This is a genomic window from Streptomyces sp. NPDC047315 (assembly GCF_040643215.1).
Classification (GTDB): domain Bacteria; phylum Actinomycetota; class Actinomycetes; order Streptomycetales; family Streptomycetaceae; genus Streptomyces.
In genome coordinates this window covers 181,179-201,142 of record NZ_JBEYTZ010000009.1, presented here as the reverse complement: position 1 = coordinate 201,142, position 19,964 = coordinate 181,179, and the positions used below count along the sequence as shown (strand labels likewise).

Genomic DNA, 19,964 nt, shown 5'->3' with positions numbered 1-19,964 from the left:
GTTTCCTGGCCGGTTCCACCCCGGGGCGGCCTGCGCGCCCTAACCTCCGGGCGGCTGTCACGTCAAGAGGTACCCCCCGGTCATCAGTGTGGATTTCGTATGAGACATAATCTCATGTGAATGTGAACGCTTTCACAAGCGTGTCCCGTTCATCCCGCAATGACTGGGATTAACCAGGCAAACTGCCGATCGACCTCGTCGATGTAAGGAGATGACGACGTGGACTTGGCTCTGGCGCCGGAGACCTTGGCGCGATGGCAGTTCGGCATTACGACCGTGTATCACTTCCTCTTCGTCCCGCTGACGATCTCCCTCGCCGCCCTGACCGCGGGGCTCCAGACCGCCTGGGTCCGGACGAACAAGGAGAAGTACCTCAAGGCGACCAAGTTCTGGGGCAAGCTCTTCCTGATCAACATCGCCATGGGTGTCGTCACGGGGATCGTGCAGGAGTTCCAGTTCGGCATGAACTGGTCCGACTACTCCCGCTTCGTCGGCGACATCTTCGGCGCACCGCTCGCCTTCGAAGCGCTGATCGCGTTCTTCTTCGAGTCCACCTTCATCGGGCTGTGGATCTTCGGCTGGGACAAGCTGCCGAAGAAGATCCACCTGGCCTGCATCTGGATGGTCTCGATCGGCACCGTGCTCTCCGCGTACTTCATCCTGGCCGCCAACTCCTGGATGCAGCATCCGGTCGGCTACCGCATCAACGAGGAGCGCGGACGGGCCGAGCTGACCGACTTCTGGCGGGTGCTGTCGCAGGACACCGCCGTCACGCAGTTCTTCCACACCATCACCGCCGCCTTCCTCGTCGGTGGCGCGTTCATGGTCGGCATCGCCGCGTACCACCTGGCCCGCAAGAAGCACGTGCCGGTGATGCGCACCTCGCTGCGGCTCGGCCTGGTCACCGTGATCGTGGCCGGACTGCTCACCGCGATCAGCGGCGACTTCCTCGGCAAGGTCATGTTTAAGCAGCAGCCGATGAAGATGGCCGCCGCCGAGGCCCTGTGGGACGGCGAGGCGCCCGCGCCGTTCTCCCTCTTCGCCTACGGGGACGTGGACAAGGGGCACAACGAGGTCGCCCTGGAGATCCCCGGGATACTGTCCTTCCTCGCCAACGGCGACTTCGACTCGTACGTCCCCGGGATCAACGACGTCAACAAGGCGGAGCAGGAGCGGTTCGGGCCCGGTGACTACCGGCCCAACATCCCGGTCGCGTACTGGGGCTTCCGCTGGATGATCGGCTTCGGCATGGCGTCCTTCGCCATCGGACTGCTGGGGCTCTGGCTGACCCGGAAGAAGTTCCTGCTGCCACCGGCGCTGCGGACCGGTGAGGACGAAGTGCCGAACCTGGTGCTCTTCCGGAAGAAGCCCCTGGGCGCCCGCTTCAGCCGCTGGTACTGGATCGTCGCGCTCTGGACCATGACCTTCCCGCTGATCGCCACCTCCTGGGGCTGGATCTTCACCGAGATGGGCCGTCAGCCGTGGGTCGTCTACGGCGTGCTGCGCACGAAGGACGCGGTCTCCCCCGGGGTCTCCCAGGGCGAGGTGCTCACCTCGATGATCATCTTCACCCTGCTCTACGCGGTGCTCGCCGTGATCGAGGTCAAGCTGCTGGTGAAGTACGTCAAGCTCGGCCCGCCCGAGCTGACGGAGGCCGACCTCAACCCGCCCAAGAAGATCGGCGGCGACGATCGTGACGCCGACCGGCCGATGGCCTTCTCGTACTGAGGCCGCAAGGAGCTGCTGAGGCATGGAACTTCACGACGTCTGGTTCGTACTGATCGCCTTCCTGTGGATCGGCTACTTCTTCCTGGAGGGCTTCGACTTCGGGATCGGGGTGCTCACCAAGCTGCTCGCCCGGGACCGCAAGGAGCGCCGCGTACTGATCAACACGATCGGTCCGGTGTGGGACGGCAACGAGGTGTGGCTGCTGTCTGCGGGCGGTGCCACCTTCGCCGCCTTCCCCGAGTGGTACGCCACCCTCTTCTCCGGCTTCTACCTGCCGCTGCTGGTGATCCTGCTCTGTCTGATCGTGCGCGGCGTCTCCTTCGAGTACCGCCACAAGAGGCCCGAGGAGCGCTGGCAGACCAACTGGGAGCACGCGATCTTCTGGACCTCGCTCATCCCCGCGTTCCTGTGGGGCGTCGCCTTCGGCAACATCGTGCGCGGCGTGAAGATCGACCAGGACCTGGAGTACGTGGGCAACGTCGCCGACCTGCTGAACGCGTACTCGATCCTGGGCGGACTGGTGACGCTGACCCTCTTCACCTTCCACGGTGCGGTGTTCGCGGCGCTCAAGACCGTGGGGGACATCCGGGTACGGGCCAGGGCGCTCGCCACCAAGCTGGGCGTGCTCACCGCCGTGCTGGCGCTGGGCTTCCTGATCTGGACCCAGGTCTCCCGCGGTGACGGCAGCAGCCTGGTCGCGATGATCGTCGCGGTTGCCGCGCTGGTGGTGGCGATCGCCACCAACATGGCGGGGCGCGAGGGATGGTCGTTCGCGTTCTCCGGGGTGACCATCGTGGCCGCGGTCGCGATGCTCTTCCTCACGCTCTTCCCGAACGTGATGCCGTCCTCGCTGAACGACGCCTGGAGCCTGACCGTCACGAACGCCTCGTCGACCCCGTACACCCTGAAGATCATGACCTGGTGCGCCGGTATCGCCGCCCCGCTGGTGATGCTGTACCAGGGCTGGACCTACTGGGTGTTCCGCAAGCGCATCGGTACGCAGCACATCGCCGACGCGCACTAGTACGACCTGGGCCGGGGCCCGGACACCACGTTCGGGCCCCGGCCCCCAGCCACCCGCCTCTCGTCCGTAGGGGATGTTTCACGTGAAACCGATCGACCCGCGTCTGCTGCGATACGCCCGGACCACCCGCCGCTTCCTGATCGCGGTGGTGCTGCTCGGCCTGGTCGGGGCGGCGTTGGTCATCGCCCAGGCGATGTTGATCGCCGAGGTGGTGGTCGGGGCCTTCCAACAGGGGCTCTCGGTCTCGGACGTGCTCACCCCGCTGATGTTGCTCGCGGCGGTGGCCGCGGCCCGGGCGCTGGTCTCCTGGCTGACCGAACTCGCCGCCCACCGGGCGAGCGCGGCGGTCAAGTCGGAGCTGCGGGGACGGCTGCTGGAGCGGGCGACCGCGCTCGGCCCGGGGTGGTTGAGCGGACAGCGCACCGGCTCCCTGATGGCCGTGGCGACCCGGGGCATCGACGCCCTCGACGACTACTTCGCCCGCTATCTGCCGCAGCTCGGCCTCGCGGTCGTCGTGCCGGTGGCGGTGCTGGCGCGGGTGGTGACCGAGGACTGGGTCTCCGCGGCGATCATCGTGGGCACCCTGCCGCTGATCCCGATCTTCATGGTTCTGATCGGCTGGTACACCCAGACCCGGATGGACCGGCAGTGGCGGATGCTGTCCCGGCTCTCGGGCCACTTCCTCGACGTGGTCGCGGGGCTGCCCACCCTCAAGGTCTTCGGCCGGGCCAAGGCCCAGGCCGATTCGATCCGCTCCATCACCGCCGAGTACCGGCGGGCCACCATGCGGACGCTGCGGATCGCCTTCGTCTCCTCCTTCGCGCTGGAGCTGTTGTCCACGCTGTCCGTGGCCCTGGTCGCGGTCACCATCGGCATGCGGCTCGTCCACGGCGGGATGGACCTCTACACCGGGCTGGTCATCCTGATCCTGGCGCCCGAGGCGTATCTGCCGATCAGGATGGTGGGCACGCAGTACCACGCAGCCGCCGAAGGGCTGGCCGCCGCCGAGGAGATCTTCGAGGTACTGGAGGAGGAGCGGCCCGCCGCCGGCACCCGGCCCGTCCCGGCCGCGCTGCGGCTGGAGCTGGACGGGGTGACCGTGCGGCACCCGGGGCGTACCGAACCCTCGTTGGACGCCGCGTCCCTGACGGTTGCGGAGGGGGAGACCGTCGCCCTGGTCGGCCCCAGCGGCATCGGCAAGTCCACGCTGCTCGACGTGGTGCTCGGCTTCCGGGCCCCCAGCGCGGGGCGGATCAGCGTCGACGGCGTCGAGCTGTCGGAGCTGGACCCGGCGCGCTGGCGGGAGCGGATCGCGTGGGTGCCCCAGCGGCCGTACTTCTTCGCCGGCACGATCGCGGAGAACGTACGGCTGGCCCGGCCGGACGCCGAGGACGAGGCGGTGCGGACGGCGCTGCGACAGGCCGGGGCGTACGACTTCGTGGCCGCGCTCCCCGCCGGCGTCGAGACCCGGCTGGGCGAGGACGGCGCCGGGCTCTCGGCCGGTCAGCGCCAGCGGCTGGCGCTCGCCCGGGCGTTCCTGGCGGACCGGCCGCTGCTGCTCCTCGACGAGCCGACGGCCGCGCTGGACGGGGAGACCGAGGAAGGCGTGGTGGAGGCGGTACGGCGGCTGGCGGCCGGCCGGACCGTGCTGCTGGTGGTGCACCGCCCGGCGCTGCTGGCGGTCGCGGACCGGGTCGTCACCCTGACCCGTACCTCTCCCGTCGACGACGTTCCGGCGGCGGAGCCGGAGACGGCCACCGTGCGGGAGCGGGCCGCCGTGCGCGCGGCGGGCCGCGGCGACCGGGTGGAGTGGCTGGAGGAGTCGTCCCGCCCGACGGGGACCGCGCGGGACACGGAGGACGCGAAGGACGCCGAAGGCGCGGCGGGCGCGGCGCAGGGCGACGCGTACGACTTCGATCCCGCCGGTGACGATCCCGCCGGGGACGGACAGAAGCGGGTGCCGGTGCTCACCCGGGTGCGGCGCGCCGCCGAGCAGCAGCGGGGCCGCTTCTGGCTCGCCCTGCTGCTGGGCAGTCTGGCGCTGGCGTCCTCGGTGGGCCTGATGGCCGTCTCCGGCTGGCTGATCTCCCGGGCCTCCGAACAGCCGCCCGTGCTCTATCTGATGATGGCCGTCACCGCGACCCGCGCCTTCGGCATCGGGCGGGCCGTGTTCCGCTACGCGGAGCGGCTCGTCTCCCACGACGCCGTGCTGCGGATGCTCGGCGAACTGCGGGTCGCCGTCTACCGGCGCCTGGAGCGGATCGCCCCGGCCGGCCTCGGCGCGCGCCGCCGCGGCGACCTGCTGGCCCGGCTCGTCAACGACGTCGACGCGCTCCAGGACTACTGGCTGCGCTGGCTGCTGCCGGCCGGCTCCGCGGTCCTGGTCAGCGTGGCCGCCGTCGGGTTCACCGGCTGGCTGCTGCCGGAGGCCGCCGCGATCCTCGCGGCCGGGCTGCTCGCCGGCGGCCTCGCCGTGCCGCTGCTCAGCGGCGCGCTCGCGCGGCGGGCGGAGCGCCAACTCGCGCCCGCCCGCGGCAGGCTCGCCGCACGCACCGTCGACCTGCTGCGCGGCACGGCCGAGCTGACCGTGGCGGGGGCGCTCGGCGCCCGGATCGCCGGCACCCGCGAAGCGGACCGGGAGCTGACCCGGATCGCGCAGCGCGGCGCCGCCGCCACCGCGCTCGGCGCCGGGCTCTCCGCCCTGGCCTGCGGGCTCACCGTCGTGGCCGCCGCCGCCGTCGGCGTCCAGGCGGTGCGGGACGGCCGGCTCGACGGCGTCAACCTCGCCGTCGTCGTCCTCACACCCCTCGCCGCCTTCGAAGCCGTCACCGGCCTGACGCTCGCCGTGCAGTACCGGCAGCGGGTCAAGCGGAGCGCGGAGCGGGTGTACGAGGTGCTGGACGCGCCCGTGCCCGTACGCGAGCCCGAGCAGCCGGCCGCCGCGCCGGACACCGCGTTCCCGCTCCGGCTGACCGGGATCCACGCCCGCTACCCGGGCGGGCGGCTGGACGCGCTCGACGGTCTCGACCTCACCGTCACGGCCGGCAAGCGGATCGCCGTCGTGGGCGTCTCCGGCTCCGGAAAGACCACGCTGGCGCAGGTGCTGCTGCGCTTCCTGGACGCCCGGGAGGGCACGTACGAACTCGGCGGCGTGCCCGCGCACCAACTCGACGGGGAAGCCGTCCGCGGCTTCGTCGGACTCTGCGCCCAGGACGCCCACATCTTCGACAGCTCGGTGCGGGAGAACCTGCGGATCGCCCACACCGAAGCGAGCGAGGACGAGTTGCGGCGGGCGCTCGCCGGCGCCCGGCTCCTGGAGTGGGTCGACGCGCTGCCGCAGGGCCTGGACACCCTCGTCGGCGAGCACGGCGCCCGGCTCTCGGGCGGCCAGCGGCAGCGGCTCGCCCTGGCGCGGGCGCTGCTCGCGGGCTTCCCCGTGCTCGTGCTCGACGAGCCGGCGGAGCACCTGGACGTGGCGACCGCGGACGCGCTCACGGCTGACCTGCTGGCGGCCACCGAGGAACGCACCGCGCGCGGGGCCGCGACCGTGCTCATCACGCACCGTCTGCACGGGCTCGACGCCGTGGACGAGGTCGTCGTCCTGGCGGAGGGCCGGGTCGTCCAGCGCGGTCCGTACGCCGACCTGGTCGCCGTCGACGGGCCGCTGCGCGCGATGATGGAGCGCGAGCGCGCGACGGACGCGGCGGCGGAGCTGGTGGGGGAGCCGGTGGGGGCCGGCAAGGGCTGAGCGGCGCGGCGCCGGGCCGCCCGCGGAGCCGACTTTCCTCGCTAAATAGGAATTACTAGGCTCAAGGCCATGACAGTGCCCGAACCGAAGGACGCGGTGGAACCGACCGGATCCGGGGATCCGCGGCCGACGGAGCCGAGTGACGGTGCGGGGGGCTGGGACGCAGGGCCTGCGGGGCCGGACGACGGGTCTGCTGGGCAGGGCGTCGGGGCTGCGGGCTCGGGTGGGGGGCCGGCCGAGGCGTCGTCGGTCGTACGGGATCCGCTGGAGGCCGCGACGCGCGCCACCCGCAGCCTCCAGGGCCTGTCCACCGAGCTGACCGCCCGGGTGCCCCAGCTGCTGGAGGCGATGCGCTCCGTCGGCACCGGCCTGGAGCTGCACACCACCCTGGACCGGATCTGCGAGACCGCGGCCGAACTCGCCGACGCCCGCTACGCCGCGATCGGCGTCGTCGACGAGGAGCGCCGGGGCCTGTCCGACTTCGTCACGCACGGCATCGGCGACGACGTCGCCGCCCGGATCGGCCACCGCCCCGACGGCCACCGGGGGCTGCTCGGCGCGCTCATCCACGACCCCGTACCGGTGATGCTCGCGGACCTGACATCCGATCCGCGCGCCGCCGGCTTCCCGCCCGGCCACCCGCCGATGCGCACCTTCCTCGGCGTGCCGATCCGCGTCCAGGGCGAGATCTTCGGCAACCTCTACCTCGCGGAGAAGCGCGGCGGGGCCGAGTTCAACGACGACGACCTGCACATGGTGCGCGTCCTCGCCACCGAGGCCGGCATCGCCATCGGCAACGCCCGGCTGTACGAGGCCGCCCGGCAGCGCGAACGCTGGATCGACGGCTCGGTCGCCGTCACCACCGCCCTGCTCTCCGGCGGGGACGCCGAGGACGCCCTCACCGTCGTCGCCGAACAGGCCCGCAGGCTCGCCGACTCCGCGGCCGGCATCGTGCTGCTCCCGGCCGAGGACGGCGGGCTGGAGATCGCCGCCGTCGCCTCCGACCAGCCCACGACGTTCCTGGGCGAGGTGATGCCCCCGGAGAGCCCGGTGATCGCGCAACTGCTCTCCGGCGAGCCGGTCTTCGTCGCCGACGCGGCCAGCGATCCACGGATCATCACCAAGGTCGCCGGGCGGTACGGGCCGTGCATGATGCTCCCGCTGCAGAGCGGCGGACGGGTGCTGGGGGCGCTCGCCACGCCGCGGCGGCGCGGCGGGAAGCAGTTCACGGAGGCCGAACGCACCCTCGCCAGCCAGTTCGCCGCGCAGGCCGCACTGGCGCTGATCATGGCGGAGGCCCAGCGCGACCGGGAGCGGCTCGCCGTCTTCGAGGACCGCGACCGGATCGCCCGCGACCTGCACGACCTCGTCATCCAACGGCTGTTCGCGACCGGGCTGATGCTGGAGGGCGCCCAGCGCCGCTCGGTCGTGCCCGCGCTCCAGGACGGCGTCGGCAAGGCGGTCGACGAGTTGGACGTGACGATCCAGGAGATCCGCACGGCGATCTTCGCCCTGCAGCAGAGCCCGGCGGAGGCGCCGTCCGGGCTGCGGACGCGGGTGCTGCGCGAGATCAACATGGCGGCGGTGCCGCTGGGGTTCAAGCCGGGGCACCGGTTCGTGGGCGCGGTGGACGCGCTCGTCGGCGAACTCACCGGGAAGAACCTGATCGCGGCGTTGCGGGAGGCGCTGTCGAACGCGTTCCGGCACGCGGACGCCTCGCGCATCGAGGTCGTGGTGGACGCGACCGTACGGCTGCCGGACGGCGCGGACGGCGTACGGCTGACGGTGGCCGACGACGGGGTCGGCATCCCGGACGGCGGCCGGCGCAGCGGGCTGCGCAACCTCGCCCGTAGGGCCGAGTCACTGGGCGGGTCGAGCACCTGCGGGCCGGGCGTCGGGCCGGACGGCCGGGGCACGACGGTCCGGTGGGAGGCGCCGCTGTAGGGGTTGCCGGGGGACTGCTGCAGGGCACCGCCGTAGGGGGCCGCCCGCGGCCGGGTCGACTCCGCCGACCGTGGGCGGGTTGTCCGTGGCCTGGGGGTTTTTGCTGGGCCGGGTGGCCGTACGACCTCCCTCGGTCCGTGGAATCGGGCGGGGACGGGGTGACCATCCCGAGCATGTCCCGTTGTAGACGCCGGTCGCCGCTGCTCGCCCTCGTGGTGGTGCCGTACGCGCTGCTGACGCCTGCCGGGGCTGCTGGGTCTGCGACGGCAGCGACGGCTGCTGGGGTCTTGGCGGTCGACGAGCTGCCGCCCCCCTCCCCCGTCGCTTCCGCACCGTCGCTCACGCCGGCACCGTCGGACGGTCTGGTCCGGCAGGCGCAGGCGGTGCTGGCCCCGGTCGCGGCCTCCCCGTCCAAGGACGCGCCGAAGCCCCCGGCACCGTCCCGGAAGCCGTCGGGGAAGACGTCCGGGACGGCGTCCGGTGAGCCGTCCCGAGAGCCGTCGCACGGGCCGGCCACCGGCACCACCGCCGAGGTGGCCCGGCTGTTCGAGGAGGCGGCGGAGGTCACCGCGGCGTACGAGAAGAGCCTGCGGGAGGCCGAGGAGCGCCGGACGGAGGCGATCCGGCTCCAGGGCGAGATCAAGCGGCAGCGCAAGGAAGTGGACGCGATCCACGACGCCGTCGGCGCGGTCGCCCGCGAGCAGTACCGCTCCGGCGGTCAGCTCACGGCGACGGCACAACTGCTGCTCAGCCGGAACCCCGACGAGCTGATGCGGCTGCGGCGGCTCGCCCGCCAGGCCGAGAACGCCGTACGCCAGCTGCTCGGCACCGCCCGGCAGGCGGAGCAACAGTTGGTGGCCGCGGAGGAGCGGGCGCGCCGGGCCTGGCACGACCTCGACGAGCGCAAGGAGAAGCTGGCGAAGGTCAAGGCGGGTCTTGAGGCCAAGCTGGAGAAGGCGCGCTGGGCGCTCCAGGGCGCGGCGGACGGTCGGGTCGCCGCGGGCAACTGCCCCGGGGCGGTCCGCTCCACGCACGAACCGGCCGCGGACCCGCCCGGCGGGGGTGCGCAGTGGGTGGCGCCGGTGGAGGGCTACGAGCTGTCCGCCAGCTTCGGCAGCGGGGGCGCCCGCTGGGCGAAGCGGCACACGGGCCAGGACTTCGCCGTGGACATCGGCACCCCGGTGCGCTCCGCGGGCGTCGGTCGGGTGCACTCCGTCTCCTGCGGGGGCGCCTTCGGGATCGAGATCGTCGTCGAGCACCCCGGGGGCTACTACACGCAGTACGCGCACCTGTCGTCGGTCGCCGTGGACCAGCGCGAGCCCGTGACCACCGGCCAGTTCATCGGCCTCGCGGGCTCCACGGGCAACTCGACCGGGCCGCACCTGCACTTCGAGGTGCGACTCACTCCGTATCTGGGCTCGGGCGTGGACCCCGCGGCGTGGCTGAGGGAGCGCGGGGTGCGGCTGGGCTAGGGCAGGTCCCCGTTTCCCTGCGCGAACAGCCACAGATGGGCCGCAGACGCCATCACGGCAAGCCGTCACGGCGCTATTGCTTCTCGGGCACGACCTAACGCATGCCTTGGAGGATCCGTTCGATGACGACGGCGACGCCGTCCTCGTTGTTGGCCACGGTGCGCCCGGACGCGGCGGCGAGCACGTCGGGGTGGGCGTTGCCCATGGCGTACGAGGTGCCGGCCCAGCGCAGCATGTCCACGTCGTTCGGCATGTCCCCGAAGGCGACGACCTCCGCGGCGGAGATGCCGCGCTCGGCGCAGCACAGCGCGAGGGTGCTGGCCTTGCTCACGCCGGGACCGCTGATCTCCAGCAGCGAGCTGGGGCTGGAGCGGGTGAGGGAGGCGAGCGAGCCGGCGTGCGTACGGGCCAGGTCGAGGAAGGCGTCGGGGGCGAGCTCGCGGTGGTGGGCGAGCAGCTTGAGCACGGGGGCGCCGGCCCCGGTCTCGGCGTGCAGCAGCTTCTCGGCCGCGGCGACGATGGTGCCCGCGTCATGGCTGAACAGCGGCGGGTAGGACGGTTCGTGGTGGAACCCCGCGGTCGTCTCGACGGCGAAGGTGGTGCCGGGCGCGGCGGTGCGCAGCGCGGCGACGACGTCGAGCGCGGTGGGGCGCTCCAGGGGGTGTGCCTGCAGCAGCCGTCCGCCGTCGTGCAGGTCGACGACGGCGGCGCCGTTGGCGCAGATCGCCAGGCCGTGGCCGTGGACGTGGGCGCTGACGACCTCCATCCAGCGCGCCGGCCTGCCGGTGACGAAGAAGACCTCGATGCCGGCGTCCTCGGCCGCGGCGAGCGCGGCGACGGTGCGGGCGGACACGGACTTGTCGTCGCGCAGCAGCGTGCCGTCCAGATCCGTGGCGATCAGCCGGGGCGTGCGGGGGTCGGTTGCAGGGGTCACACACGCATTCTTGCGCACGAACCGCACGGGCGTGCGATGCGCTGCGGCGAGCTCCGCTGCGGGCTCCGCTACGGTGCGCCCTCGCCGCTGCGACCGGGTCTGCGTCCTCGCGCAGTTCCTCCCCCTGTGCCCCTGACACACCCGCCGTTTCCCTGCGGGAGCATCGGTCTCTGCCGCAAGCCACAGAGCAGCCGCAGACGCCACGGTTGCCCGAGCAGCTACGGCGCTTTGGCGCAGCCAGACGCAGCCAGACGCAGCCAGACGCAGCCAGACGCAGCCAGACGCAGCCAGACGCAGCTGGGTGCGGCCTAGGTGAGTTGTGCCAGGGCGTCCGTGGCGATTTTTTCGAAGACTGCCTCGTCCGTGGCGAACTCCGAGTCCGCGATCGGCGCGTGGATCACGATCTCGTCGATCCCCAGCGCGAAGTATCCGCCTGCGAAGTCCACGAACGCGTCCAGGGACCCCAGCATCCGGCCGTGCTCCGGCGTGAAGCCGGTGAGCAGGACCTTGTCCAGGTCGCGCACGTCCCGGCCGTCCTCCTCGCACGCCTCGCCGAGGCGTCGCACCTGCGCGCCCACCGCCAGGAGGGACTCCTCGGGCGTGCCGCCCGTGCGGCCGATCTTCGGGTCGCCCGTGGTGACCCACGCCTGCCCGTGGCGCGCGGCGAGCCGCATGCCGCGCGGCCCGGTCGCGGCGACCGCGAACGGCACGCGCGGACGCTGCACGCAGCCGGGGAGCGCCCGCGCCTCCTGCGCGGAGTAGTGGGTGCCCTCGTGGGTGACCGCCTCCTCCGTGAGCAGGCGGTCGAGGAGCGGGACGAACTCCGCGAACCGGTCGGCCCGCTGCCGCGGGGTCCACGGCTCCTGCCCGAGCGCGGTCGCGTCGAAGCCGTCGCCGCCCGCGCCGATGCCGAGCGTGAGGCGCCCGCCGGAGACGTCGTCGAGCGTCATCAGCTCCTTGGCGAGGGTCACGGGGTGCCGGAAGTTCGGCGAGGTGACGAGGGTGCCCAGGCGCAGCCGCTCCGTGGCGGTCGCGGCGGCCGTCAGGGTCGGTACCGCGCCGAACCACGGGCCGTCGCGGAAGGCGCGCCACGTCAGGTGGTCGTAGGTGTACGCGGTGTGGAAGCCCAGCGCCTCGGCGCGGGTCCACTGCTCCCGCCCGCCCTCGCTCCAGCGGCGTACGGGCAGGATCACGGTGCTCAGGCGCTGACTCATGGCACCGAGGCTACGTCCCGGAGAACCGCAGGAACTCCGGGGGCACCGTGTCCGTCAGCCAGACGCCGTTGGCGCTGATCCGGAAGACGTGGCCCGCGCGGTGCAGCGCGCCGGAGTCCACGGGGAGCACGACGGGACGGCCGCGTCGGGCGCCGACGCGGGTCGCGGTCTCGCGGTCCGGGGAGAGGTGCACGTGGTGGCGGCGCATGGGGCGCAGCCCCTCGATGCGGATCGCGGGGAGGTTGGCTGCCACCGTGCCGTGGTAGAGGTACGCGGGCGGGGTGGCCGCGGGCAGGTCGAGGTCGACCGGGACCGTGTGCCCCTGGTTGGCGCGGATGCGGCTGCCGTCGATGGCGAAGCGGCGCTTGTCGTTGACGGCGACGACGTGCTCCAGTTCGGCGCGGCTGACCGGGAAGCGGTGCGCGGCGAGCGCCCGCAGCAGCTCGTCTATCTCCACCCAGCCGTTCGCGTCGAGGGCGATGCCGATCCGCTCCGGTTGGTGGCGCAGGTGTTTGGCGAGGTGCTTCGACACCTTCACGGTGCGTCTTTCGTCCATGTTCATGCCACTAGGGTGGCGCGCTTCCGGCTCGCTCCGCCACTGAGAAACTTTCTTCGCGCAGAGGTTTGATCCACAGCCAACAAGACTTATCCACAGGGTAATTGGCGAATCTGTGGACAACTACTCTGTGTCGACGTCGTTTTGGGTAACTTTGTGATCAGTAAGGGATCTTGTGGCCAGCGCGTCCAACGTCCTCGCCTGCACCTCCCGTTCGGTGGCCGCAGTGACGAACGCCGCCACGTGCTCCGCACCAACCAGGCTCTGCACGGCTCGGATCGTCTCCGGCGGAAGGGCGACGGTCCGCGGTGCATCCGCTTCCGACGACTCCGACGTCGGGGCGTTCGCCGTCAGATGGTGATGGAGGTGGCGGGTGGCGAACGTGCGCATCGCGCGAGCGAGTTCGGCGTCGACGGTCTGTTGGGCGAGCGGGCGCAGGCGACGGACCAGGGACGCGGCTTCTGCCGCGTCCGCGTCGTTCGGCGGGCGATGGCCCAGGTAGCGGGCGAAGACGTGCTCCGTCGTGAACTCCAGGAAGCGCGACGCTATGTGCTCGACCTGGCCGCGAAGCTCCCGCAGATGGCCGGAGATTGCGGACAGCGGGACGCCCGCGGCGTGCAACTCGGCCGCTACGGCGAGCTCCTGGGGGCTCGGCACCAGGAATTCGTCGTCCCGGCCCGGGACCGGCTCCAGTACGCCCAGCTCGACCGCCTCCGCCACGGCGGCCTCGTCCGGGCCTTCGCCGAACGTCGCGGCGAGTTCGGTGCGGGTGATCCGTGCGGCCTGTTCGTCCGTCCAGGGGCCGTGCACCTCGGCGACGAGCCCCAGGACCCCGCCGAGGCCGCGGCCGGTGTCCCACGCCTCCAGCAGCTCCTTGATGGAGGCGAGGGTGTAGCCGCGGTCGAGGAGGTCGGCGATCTGCCGCAGCCGCGCCAGGTGGGCGGAGCCGTACACGTTGGACCGGCCCCGCCGCTCGGGCTTCGGCAGCAGGCCGCGGTCCTGATAGGCGCGGATCGTGCGGACCGTGGCACCGCTGTGGTGGGCCAGGTCCTCGATCCGGTACTCACCGGGTCTCACAGCGGCGGCTCCAATCGGGCGACCCCGCGCAGCGCCCGCGGGGTGAACCGGGACATCCACAGCGCACCCCGCGCCTCCGGCGTCACCGGCACCACCGCCTGGTTGCGCACCACCGCGGCGAGGATCGCTTCGGCCACCTTCTCCGGGGGGTAGTTCCGCAGGCCGTACAGCCGGGAGCTGCGCCGCTGCCGTCGCTTCTCCTCCGCCTCGTCGACGCCGGCGAACCGCGCGGTGGACGTGATGTTGGTGTTGACGATGCCGGGGCAGATCGCGGAGACGCCGATGCCGCGGCCCGCGAGTTCGGCCCGCAGGCACTGGCTGAGCATCAGCACCGCCGCCTTGGAGGTGCTGTACGCGGGCAGCGCCTTCGACGGCTGATAGGCCGCGGCCGACGCGACGTTGACGACGTGGCCGCCCTGGCCGCGCTCCGCCATCTGCCGGGCGAAGAGGCGACAGCCGTGGATGACGCCCCACAAGTTGACGTCGAGGACCTTGCGCCAGTCCTCGGGCGAGGTGTCCAGGAAGGAGCCCGACAGGCCCACGCCGGCGTTGTTGACCAGGACGTCCACCACGCCGTACTCGACGGCGACCCGCTCCGCCAACTTCTCCATCGCCGCCTCGTCTCCGACGTCGACCGCCTCGCCCCAGGCCGCGGGCGAACCGATCAGCCGGCACATCTCGGCGGTCCGCACCGCGCCGTCCGCGTCCCGGTCCACGGCCACGATCCGCGCGCCCGCCTCCGCGAAGGCGAAGGCCGTGGCCCGCCCGATGCCGCTGGCCGCACCCGTCACCAGCACGAGCTGGCCGCCGAACCGCTCTCCGTACGCCCCGCGGACGACGGGCGCAGCGGCGGTGCCCACCGCCGTCCCCGCGGTGCCCGTGGGGCTGTCCTCGTGGGCGTGGACGAAGTCGGAGATCCACGCGGCCAGTCGGTCCGGACGGGAGCGGGGGACCCAGTGCCGCCCGGGCAGGGTGCGACGGGTCAGCCGCGGCGCCCACTCGCCCAACTCGTCGTACAGCCGGGGGGACAGGAAGACGTCGCCGGTCGGGGTGATCAGCTGGACCGGCACGTGCGCGTACGCGTCGGAGCGGGGGCGCAACAGCCGCGCCCGGATGTTGTCGCGGTAGAGCCAGGCGCCGTGCGCCGCGTCCTCGGGCAGGGAGGAGGTCGGATAGCCGGCCGTCGGCGGCTTCTCCATCCGCTCCAGGACCTTCGGCCACGTGCGGCCGAGTGGACCGCGCCACAGCAGCTCCGGCAGCGCCGGGGCGTGCAGCGCGTACACGTACCAGGACTTGGCGCCCTGGCCCAGCAACTGGCCCACCCGGCGCGGGGTGGGGCGGCGCATCCGCTTCTTGATCCACTGGCCGAAGTGGTCGAGCGACGGGCCCGAGATCGAGGTGAAGGAGGCGATCCGGCCCTCGGTCCGCGGGACGGTGACGAACTCCCAGGACTGCACCGAGCCCCAGTCGTGCCCCACGAGGTGCACCGGGCGGTCCGGGCTCACCTCGTCGACGACGGCGAGGAAGTCGTCCGTCAACTTCTCCAGTGTGAAGCCGCCGCGCAGCGGCTTCGGCGCGGACGAGCGGCCGTGGCCCCGCACGTCGTACAGCACCACGTGGCAGCCGTGGTCGTCGACGAGCCGGCGGGCGACCTCGGACCAGACCTCCTTGCTGTCGGGGTAGCCGTGCAGGAGCACCACCGTGGGCTGCGTCGGCTCGCCCAACTCGGCGACGCACAGCTCGATCCCGCCCGTACGGACCCAACGCTCACGGGCGCCCGGGATGCCCGCGCCCACCGCCTCGTCGCTCATGCGCTCCACACTTCCCTCGGTGTCTTCCCTCAGTGCTGTGCCGTGTGCTGTGCCGTGTGCCGTGCTCTGCGATCGGTGGTGCCGTGTCCGCTCACGCAGCCCAGCGGCGTACGTGCGGCAGGTCGTCGTCCAGCCAGAAGGCGCTCTCCTGCCGGTCCTTGGAGTCGGTGACCACCAGCAGCTCCTCGAACTTCGCTCCCGTGCCCCGGAATCCGAGGTGTGGCTCCACGGCCCACAGCCCCGGCTGCGGCGGGTGGTCCGAGAAGCGGTACGGGCTCCAGAGCGGGGACCAGCCCTCCCGGTGCCCGTGGACCGCGTCGCTCAGCAGGCCCTTCAACGCCTGTGTACCGAACCCGAAGACGGTGGGCGACCAGCGCCGCTCCCGCACCCGGTCCACCTTGTGGGCGATCACGCCGAACGGATAGGCGCGGTGGCGATTGGCGTAGCCCTGGCGGACCATGAGGCGGTCCACGTCCTCGTAGATCTCCCGCAGCGAGCGGCGCTCGCGCACCTCGCGCAGGATCAACTCGCGGTGCTCGCGCAGGTCCGTCACCAGCTTGTCGTGCAGCGGGCTGGGGCCCAGACAGCCCGAGTAGCCGACGTCGGCGGTGAAGCCGCGGTGCACCGGGGCCATGTCGAGGATGAACGGCATCCCCGGCTCCAACGCCCGGTCCGTGGGGAAGAACTGGAGCGGTATCCGGAAGCCGGTGAAGGCCGTGCGGTCGCCGAACCAGGCGAAGGGGAGGTGGAACCAGTCCCGCACGCCGCGCCGCCGCAGCCACTCCCGCTGCATCCGGGCCGCCTCCCGCTCGGTCACCCCCGGCTTCAACTGGGCGGCCACCGCCTCGGCGCAGTCGTACGCCAGGCGCTGCACCTCCTTGAACCCGCGCAGATCCGCGCCCGGTCCTCCCGCCGACGTCGCCCGCGACGCCCCGGATGCCACCGACGCCATCACCGAAGCCATGGCACAGCCCCCTCGTCCATTCGAGACGCCCCGAAGGACAGCCGACGACGGCCGTCGCTCTACGCGTCCGTAACGTGACCCACACCCTGCCACTGACGAATGTGACAATGCTCGACGGCTGCGTCAAGTGCCCTGCACCAGCCTGTGGAAAACTCCCCGGACCGACCCCCGGACCGACCCCGGCCGGCCTTCGGCTGCCCCGAACCGAGCCCCGGACTGACCCCCGGCCGACGTCCGGCCCACCCCGACCGATCCCGGCTGCCCCCGGCCGACCCCCGGGCCCGGCGCCTGACCGACGTCCGTACGACGTCCTTCGGATGACAAACGGCCCCGCCCGCACCGCCCCGGCCGTCCACTTTCGTATGCCACCCCTACGGGCCGCTCCCCCTGGAGTCGGATGCCGAACCAACCGCCCAGGCTGACGACCGCCGCGTCCCGCACCACTACGGTCGAACCCGTGACGAGTGTGATCGCGACCAAAGGTCTGAGCAAGCGGTTCCCCAAGGTGACCGCGCTTGACCGGCTCTCCTTGGACATCGGCCCCGGCGTGACGGGGTTGGTGGGCGCCAACGGAGCCGGCAAGTCCACGATGATCAAGATCCTGTTGGGTCTTTCCCCGGCCACCGAGGGGAGCGCCGCCGTGCTCGGCCTCGACGTGGCCACCCACGGCAGCGCCATCCGGGAGCAGGTGGGCTACATGCCCGAACACGACTGCCTGCCCCCGGACGTGTCGGCCACCGAGTTCGTCGTGCACATGGCGCGCATGTCCGGCCTCCCGCCGACCGCCGCCCGTGAACGCACCGCGGACACCCTGCGCCACGTCGGCCTCTACGAGGAGCGCTACCGCCCCATCGGCGGCTACTCGACCGGCATGAAGCAGCGGGTGAAGCTCGCCCAGGCCCTCGTCCACGACCCCAAGCTGGTGCTTCTGGACGAGCCGACCAACGGCCTCGACCCGGTCGGCCGGGACGAGATGTTGGGGCTGATCCGGCGCGTCCACACCGACTTCGGCATCTCGGTCCTCGTCACCTCGCACCTCCTCGGCGAGCTCGAACGCACCTGTGACCACGTCGTCGTCATCGACGGCGGCACCCTGCTGCGCTCCAGCTCCACCAGCGACTTCACCCGCACCACGACCACCCTCGCGGTCGAGGTCACGGACTCCGACGAGCACCCCGACGGCACCGCGGCCCTGCGCGAGCGCCTCGCCGCCGTCGGCGTCCGCCTGCACGCGCACACCGAGGACGGACTGCCCGGCGCCGGCCACATCCTGCTGCTCGAAGCGGAGGGCGAGCAGACGTACGACGTCGTCCGCGACACCGTCGCCGACCTCGGCCTCGGGCTCGTACGGATGGAACAGCGCCGCCACCACATCGCGGAGGTCTTCCAGTCCGGACCGGCGACCGCAGCCGTCCCCGCGACCGGAACCGCAGCCGCGCCCGCCGCGCCCGCCGCGTCCGCAGCCACGCCCGCCGCATCCGCATCCGCAGCCATGCCCGCCGCGTCCGCAGCCGCGGCGACCGACGCCACGGTCACCACCGACGCGATCGACGCGACCGACACGACGGCTTCCACCGCGAACACGATGGGGCGGCCCCGATGAGCACCCACACCCCCGGCGCGGCCCCCGAGTCCGCCCGCATCCACAACATCGGCTACCGCCACTACGACGGCCAGCGCCTCGGCCGCGCCTACGCGCGCCGTTCGCTCTTCTCGCAGTCGCTGCGCGGCGCCTACGGACTCGGCCGCTCCGCCAAGTCCAAAGTGCTGCCGATGATCCTCTTCGCGGTGATGTGCGTCCCCGCGGCCATCATCGTCGCCGTCGCCGTCGCCACCAAGGCGTCCAAGCTGCCGCTCGAATACACCAACTACGCCCTGGTCACCCAGGCCGTCATCGGGCTCTTCCTGGCCGCCCAGGCACCCCAGTCCGTCTCCCGCGACCTGCGGTTCAAGACGGTCCCCCTGTACTTCTCGCGCCCGATCGAGCGGGTCGACTACGTCCTCGCGAAGTACGCCGCGATGGCCTCGGCCCTCTTCGTCCTCACCGCCGCACCGCTGCTGGTCCTCTACGCGGGCGCGCTGCTCGCCAAGATGGACTTCGCCGACCAGACGAAATGGTTCGCCCAGGGCATGGTCTCCGTCGCTCTCCTGTCGGTCCTCTTCGCCGGGCTCGGCCTGGTGATCGCCGCCCTCACGCCGCGCCGCGGCTTCGGCGTGGCCGCGATCATCGCCACCCTGACGATCACCTACGGCGCCGTCTCCACGGTCCAGGCCATCGCCCACACCACCGAGTCCACCGGCACGATCCAGTGGTTCGGCCTGTTCTCCCCCATCAGCCTGATCGACGGCGTGCAGACCGCGCTGCTCGGCGCCTCCTCCGGCTTCCCCGGCGGCGAGGGCCCGAGCACCGCCGTCGGCCTGCTCTACCTGCTGGTCGTCCTGGGGCTCGTCGCCGGTTCGTACGCCGTGCTGATGCGCCGCTACCGGAGGGCCGGCCTGTGACCGCGACCGCCGCCAACCGCCCGGGGCACACCGAGCCCCTAGAGCCTCAAGAGAATGGGCCGCGCCCGTGAGCACTATCTCGATCGAGCACGCCTCCCGGTGGTTCGGGAACGTGGTCGCCGTCAACGACGTCACCATGGACATCGGCCCCGGGGTCACCGGACTGCTCGGCCCCAACGGCGCCGGGAAGTCCACCCTCATCAACATGATGGGCGGCTTCCTCGCCCCCTCCACGGGCGGCGTCACCCTCGACGGTCAGCCGATCTGGCGCAACGAGTCCGTCTACCGGCACATCGGCGTGGTGCCGGAGCGGGAGGCGATGTACGACTTCCTCACCGGCCGCGACTTCGTCGTCGCCAACGCCGAACTGCACGGCCTCGGCGAGAAGGAGGCCCGGCGGGCGCTGGCCACCGTCGAGATGGAGTACGCGCAGGACCGCAAGATCGCCACGTACAGCAAGGGCATGCGGCAGCGCGTGAAGATGGCCTCCGCGCTCGTCCACGAGCCGTCCGTACTACTGCTCGACGAGCCCTTCAACGGCATGGACCCGCGCCAGCGCATGCAGCTGATGGAGCTGCTGCGGAGCATGGGGGCCGCGGGCCGCACGGTGCTCTTCTCCTCCCACATCCTGGAGGAGGTCGAACAACTCGCCTCGCACATCGAGGTGATCGTCGCCGGCCGGCACGCCGCGTCGGGCGACTTCCGGAAGATCCGCCGGCTGATGACGGACCGTCCGCACCGCTACCTGGTGCGCTCCAGCGACGACCGCGCGCTCGCCGCCGCGCTCATCGCGGACCCGTCCACCGCGGGCATCGAGGTGGACCTCACGGAGGGCGCACTGCGCATCCAGGCCGTCGACTTCGGCCGCTTCACCGAACTGCTGCCGCGCGTCGCCCGGGACAACGGGATCCGGCTGCTGACGGTCTCGCCGTCGGACGAGTCCCTCGAATCCGTCTTCTCCTACCTCGTAGCGGCCTGAAAGGAGCTGTG

Annotated in this window: 14 protein-coding genes; 8 read left to right on the top strand and 6 right to left on the bottom strand. The window is 72.2% G+C overall.

Annotation, left to right across the window (positions count from 1 at the left end; all coding sequences use genetic code 11):
* The first annotated feature begins 219 nt into the window (after positions 1-219).
* The 5 genes from ABZ842_RS13095 (at position 220) to ABZ842_RS13075 (ending at position 9,916) form a co-directional block, all read left to right on the top strand.
* Entirely contained in the window at positions 220-1,728 is a 1,509-nt protein-coding gene (locus ABZ842_RS13095) for a cytochrome ubiquinol oxidase subunit I (RefSeq protein ID WP_361536229.1), read from the top strand.
* 22 nt (positions 1,729-1,750) lie between these two features.
* On the top strand, positions 1,751-2,752 hold the full coding sequence (gene cydB, locus ABZ842_RS13090; RefSeq protein WP_361536227.1) for a cytochrome d ubiquinol oxidase subunit II: 1,002 nt from the start codon (positions 1,751-1,753) through the stop codon (positions 2,750-2,752).
* 73 nt (positions 2,753-2,825) lie between these two features.
* The gene (gene cydD, locus ABZ842_RS13085; RefSeq protein ID WP_361536225.1) at positions 2,826-6,500 is read left to right on the top strand and encodes a thiol reductant ABC exporter subunit CydD; all 3,675 of its coding nucleotides are present in this window, start codon (positions 2,826-2,828) and stop codon (positions 6,498-6,500) included.
* Between the two features lie 69 nt (positions 6,501-6,569).
* Positions 6,570-8,444, top strand: coding sequence for a GAF domain-containing protein (locus tag ABZ842_RS13080; protein WP_361536223.1), 1,875 nt, complete (start codon positions 6,570-6,572; stop codon positions 8,442-8,444).
* A gap of 173 nt (positions 8,445-8,617) precedes the next feature.
* Entirely contained in the window at positions 8,618-9,916 is a 1,299-nt protein-coding gene (locus ABZ842_RS13075; protein ID WP_361536221.1) for a peptidoglycan DD-metalloendopeptidase family protein, read from the top strand.
* Between the two features lie 94 nt (positions 9,917-10,010).
* On the opposite strand, the gene ABZ842_RS13070 is transcribed toward ABZ842_RS13075, so the two are convergent.
* From ABZ842_RS13070 to ABZ842_RS13045, 6 genes are all read right to left on the bottom strand, one after another.
* Positions 10,011-10,850 carry a Cof-type HAD-IIB family hydrolase gene (locus ABZ842_RS13070; protein ID WP_361536219.1) on the bottom strand — a complete coding sequence of 280 codons (840 nt, stop codon included), beginning with the start codon at positions 10,848-10,850 and terminating at the stop codon, positions 10,011-10,013.
* Positions 10,851-11,158: 308 nt separating this feature from the next.
* Complete coding sequence (locus ABZ842_RS13065; protein ID WP_361536217.1) at positions 11,159-12,064, bottom strand: LLM class flavin-dependent oxidoreductase; 906 nt, start codon at positions 12,062-12,064, stop codon at positions 11,159-11,161.
* 10 nt (positions 12,065-12,074) lie between these two features.
* Positions 12,075-12,620 (bottom strand): RNA 2'-phosphotransferase, encoded by a 546-nt coding sequence (locus ABZ842_RS13060; protein ID WP_361536412.1) that lies wholly within the window; start codon positions 12,618-12,620, stop codon positions 12,075-12,077.
* Positions 12,621-12,743: 123 nt separating this feature from the next.
* Positions 12,744-13,697 carry a MerR family transcriptional regulator gene (locus ABZ842_RS13055; protein ID WP_361536215.1) on the bottom strand — a complete coding sequence of 318 codons (954 nt, stop codon included), beginning with the start codon at positions 13,695-13,697 and terminating at the stop codon, positions 12,744-12,746.
* Complete coding sequence (locus tag ABZ842_RS13050) at positions 13,694-15,508, bottom strand: SDR family oxidoreductase (protein WP_361536213.1); 1,815 nt, start codon at positions 15,506-15,508, stop codon at positions 13,694-13,696. Before ABZ842_RS13050 ends, ABZ842_RS13055 begins: the two co-directional genes overlap by 4 nt.
* Before the next feature lie 91 nt (positions 15,509-15,599).
* The gene (locus ABZ842_RS13045; protein WP_361536410.1) at positions 15,600-16,460 is read right to left on the bottom strand and encodes a M24 family metallopeptidase; all 861 of its coding nucleotides are present in this window, start codon (positions 16,458-16,460) and stop codon (positions 15,600-15,602) included.
* Between the two features lie 478 nt (positions 16,461-16,938).
* On the opposite strand from ABZ842_RS13045, the gene ABZ842_RS13040 reads away from it, so the two are divergent.
* From ABZ842_RS13040 to ABZ842_RS13030, 3 genes are all read left to right on the top strand, one after another.
* A complete protein-coding gene (locus tag ABZ842_RS13040; RefSeq protein ID WP_361536408.1) occupies positions 16,939-18,075 on the top strand; it encodes an ABC transporter ATP-binding protein in 1,137 nt (378 codons plus the stop codon).
* A complete protein-coding gene (locus ABZ842_RS13035) occupies positions 18,072-18,974 on the top strand; it encodes an ABC transporter permease (protein WP_361536211.1) in 903 nt (300 codons plus the stop codon). Before ABZ842_RS13040 ends, ABZ842_RS13035 begins: the two co-directional genes overlap by 4 nt.
* 67 nt (positions 18,975-19,041) lie before the next feature.
* Positions 19,042-19,953 carry an ABC transporter ATP-binding protein gene (locus ABZ842_RS13030; RefSeq protein ID WP_361536209.1) on the top strand — a complete coding sequence of 304 codons (912 nt, stop codon included), beginning with the start codon at positions 19,042-19,044 and terminating at the stop codon, positions 19,951-19,953.
* Positions 19,954-19,964: the final 11 nt, after the last annotated feature.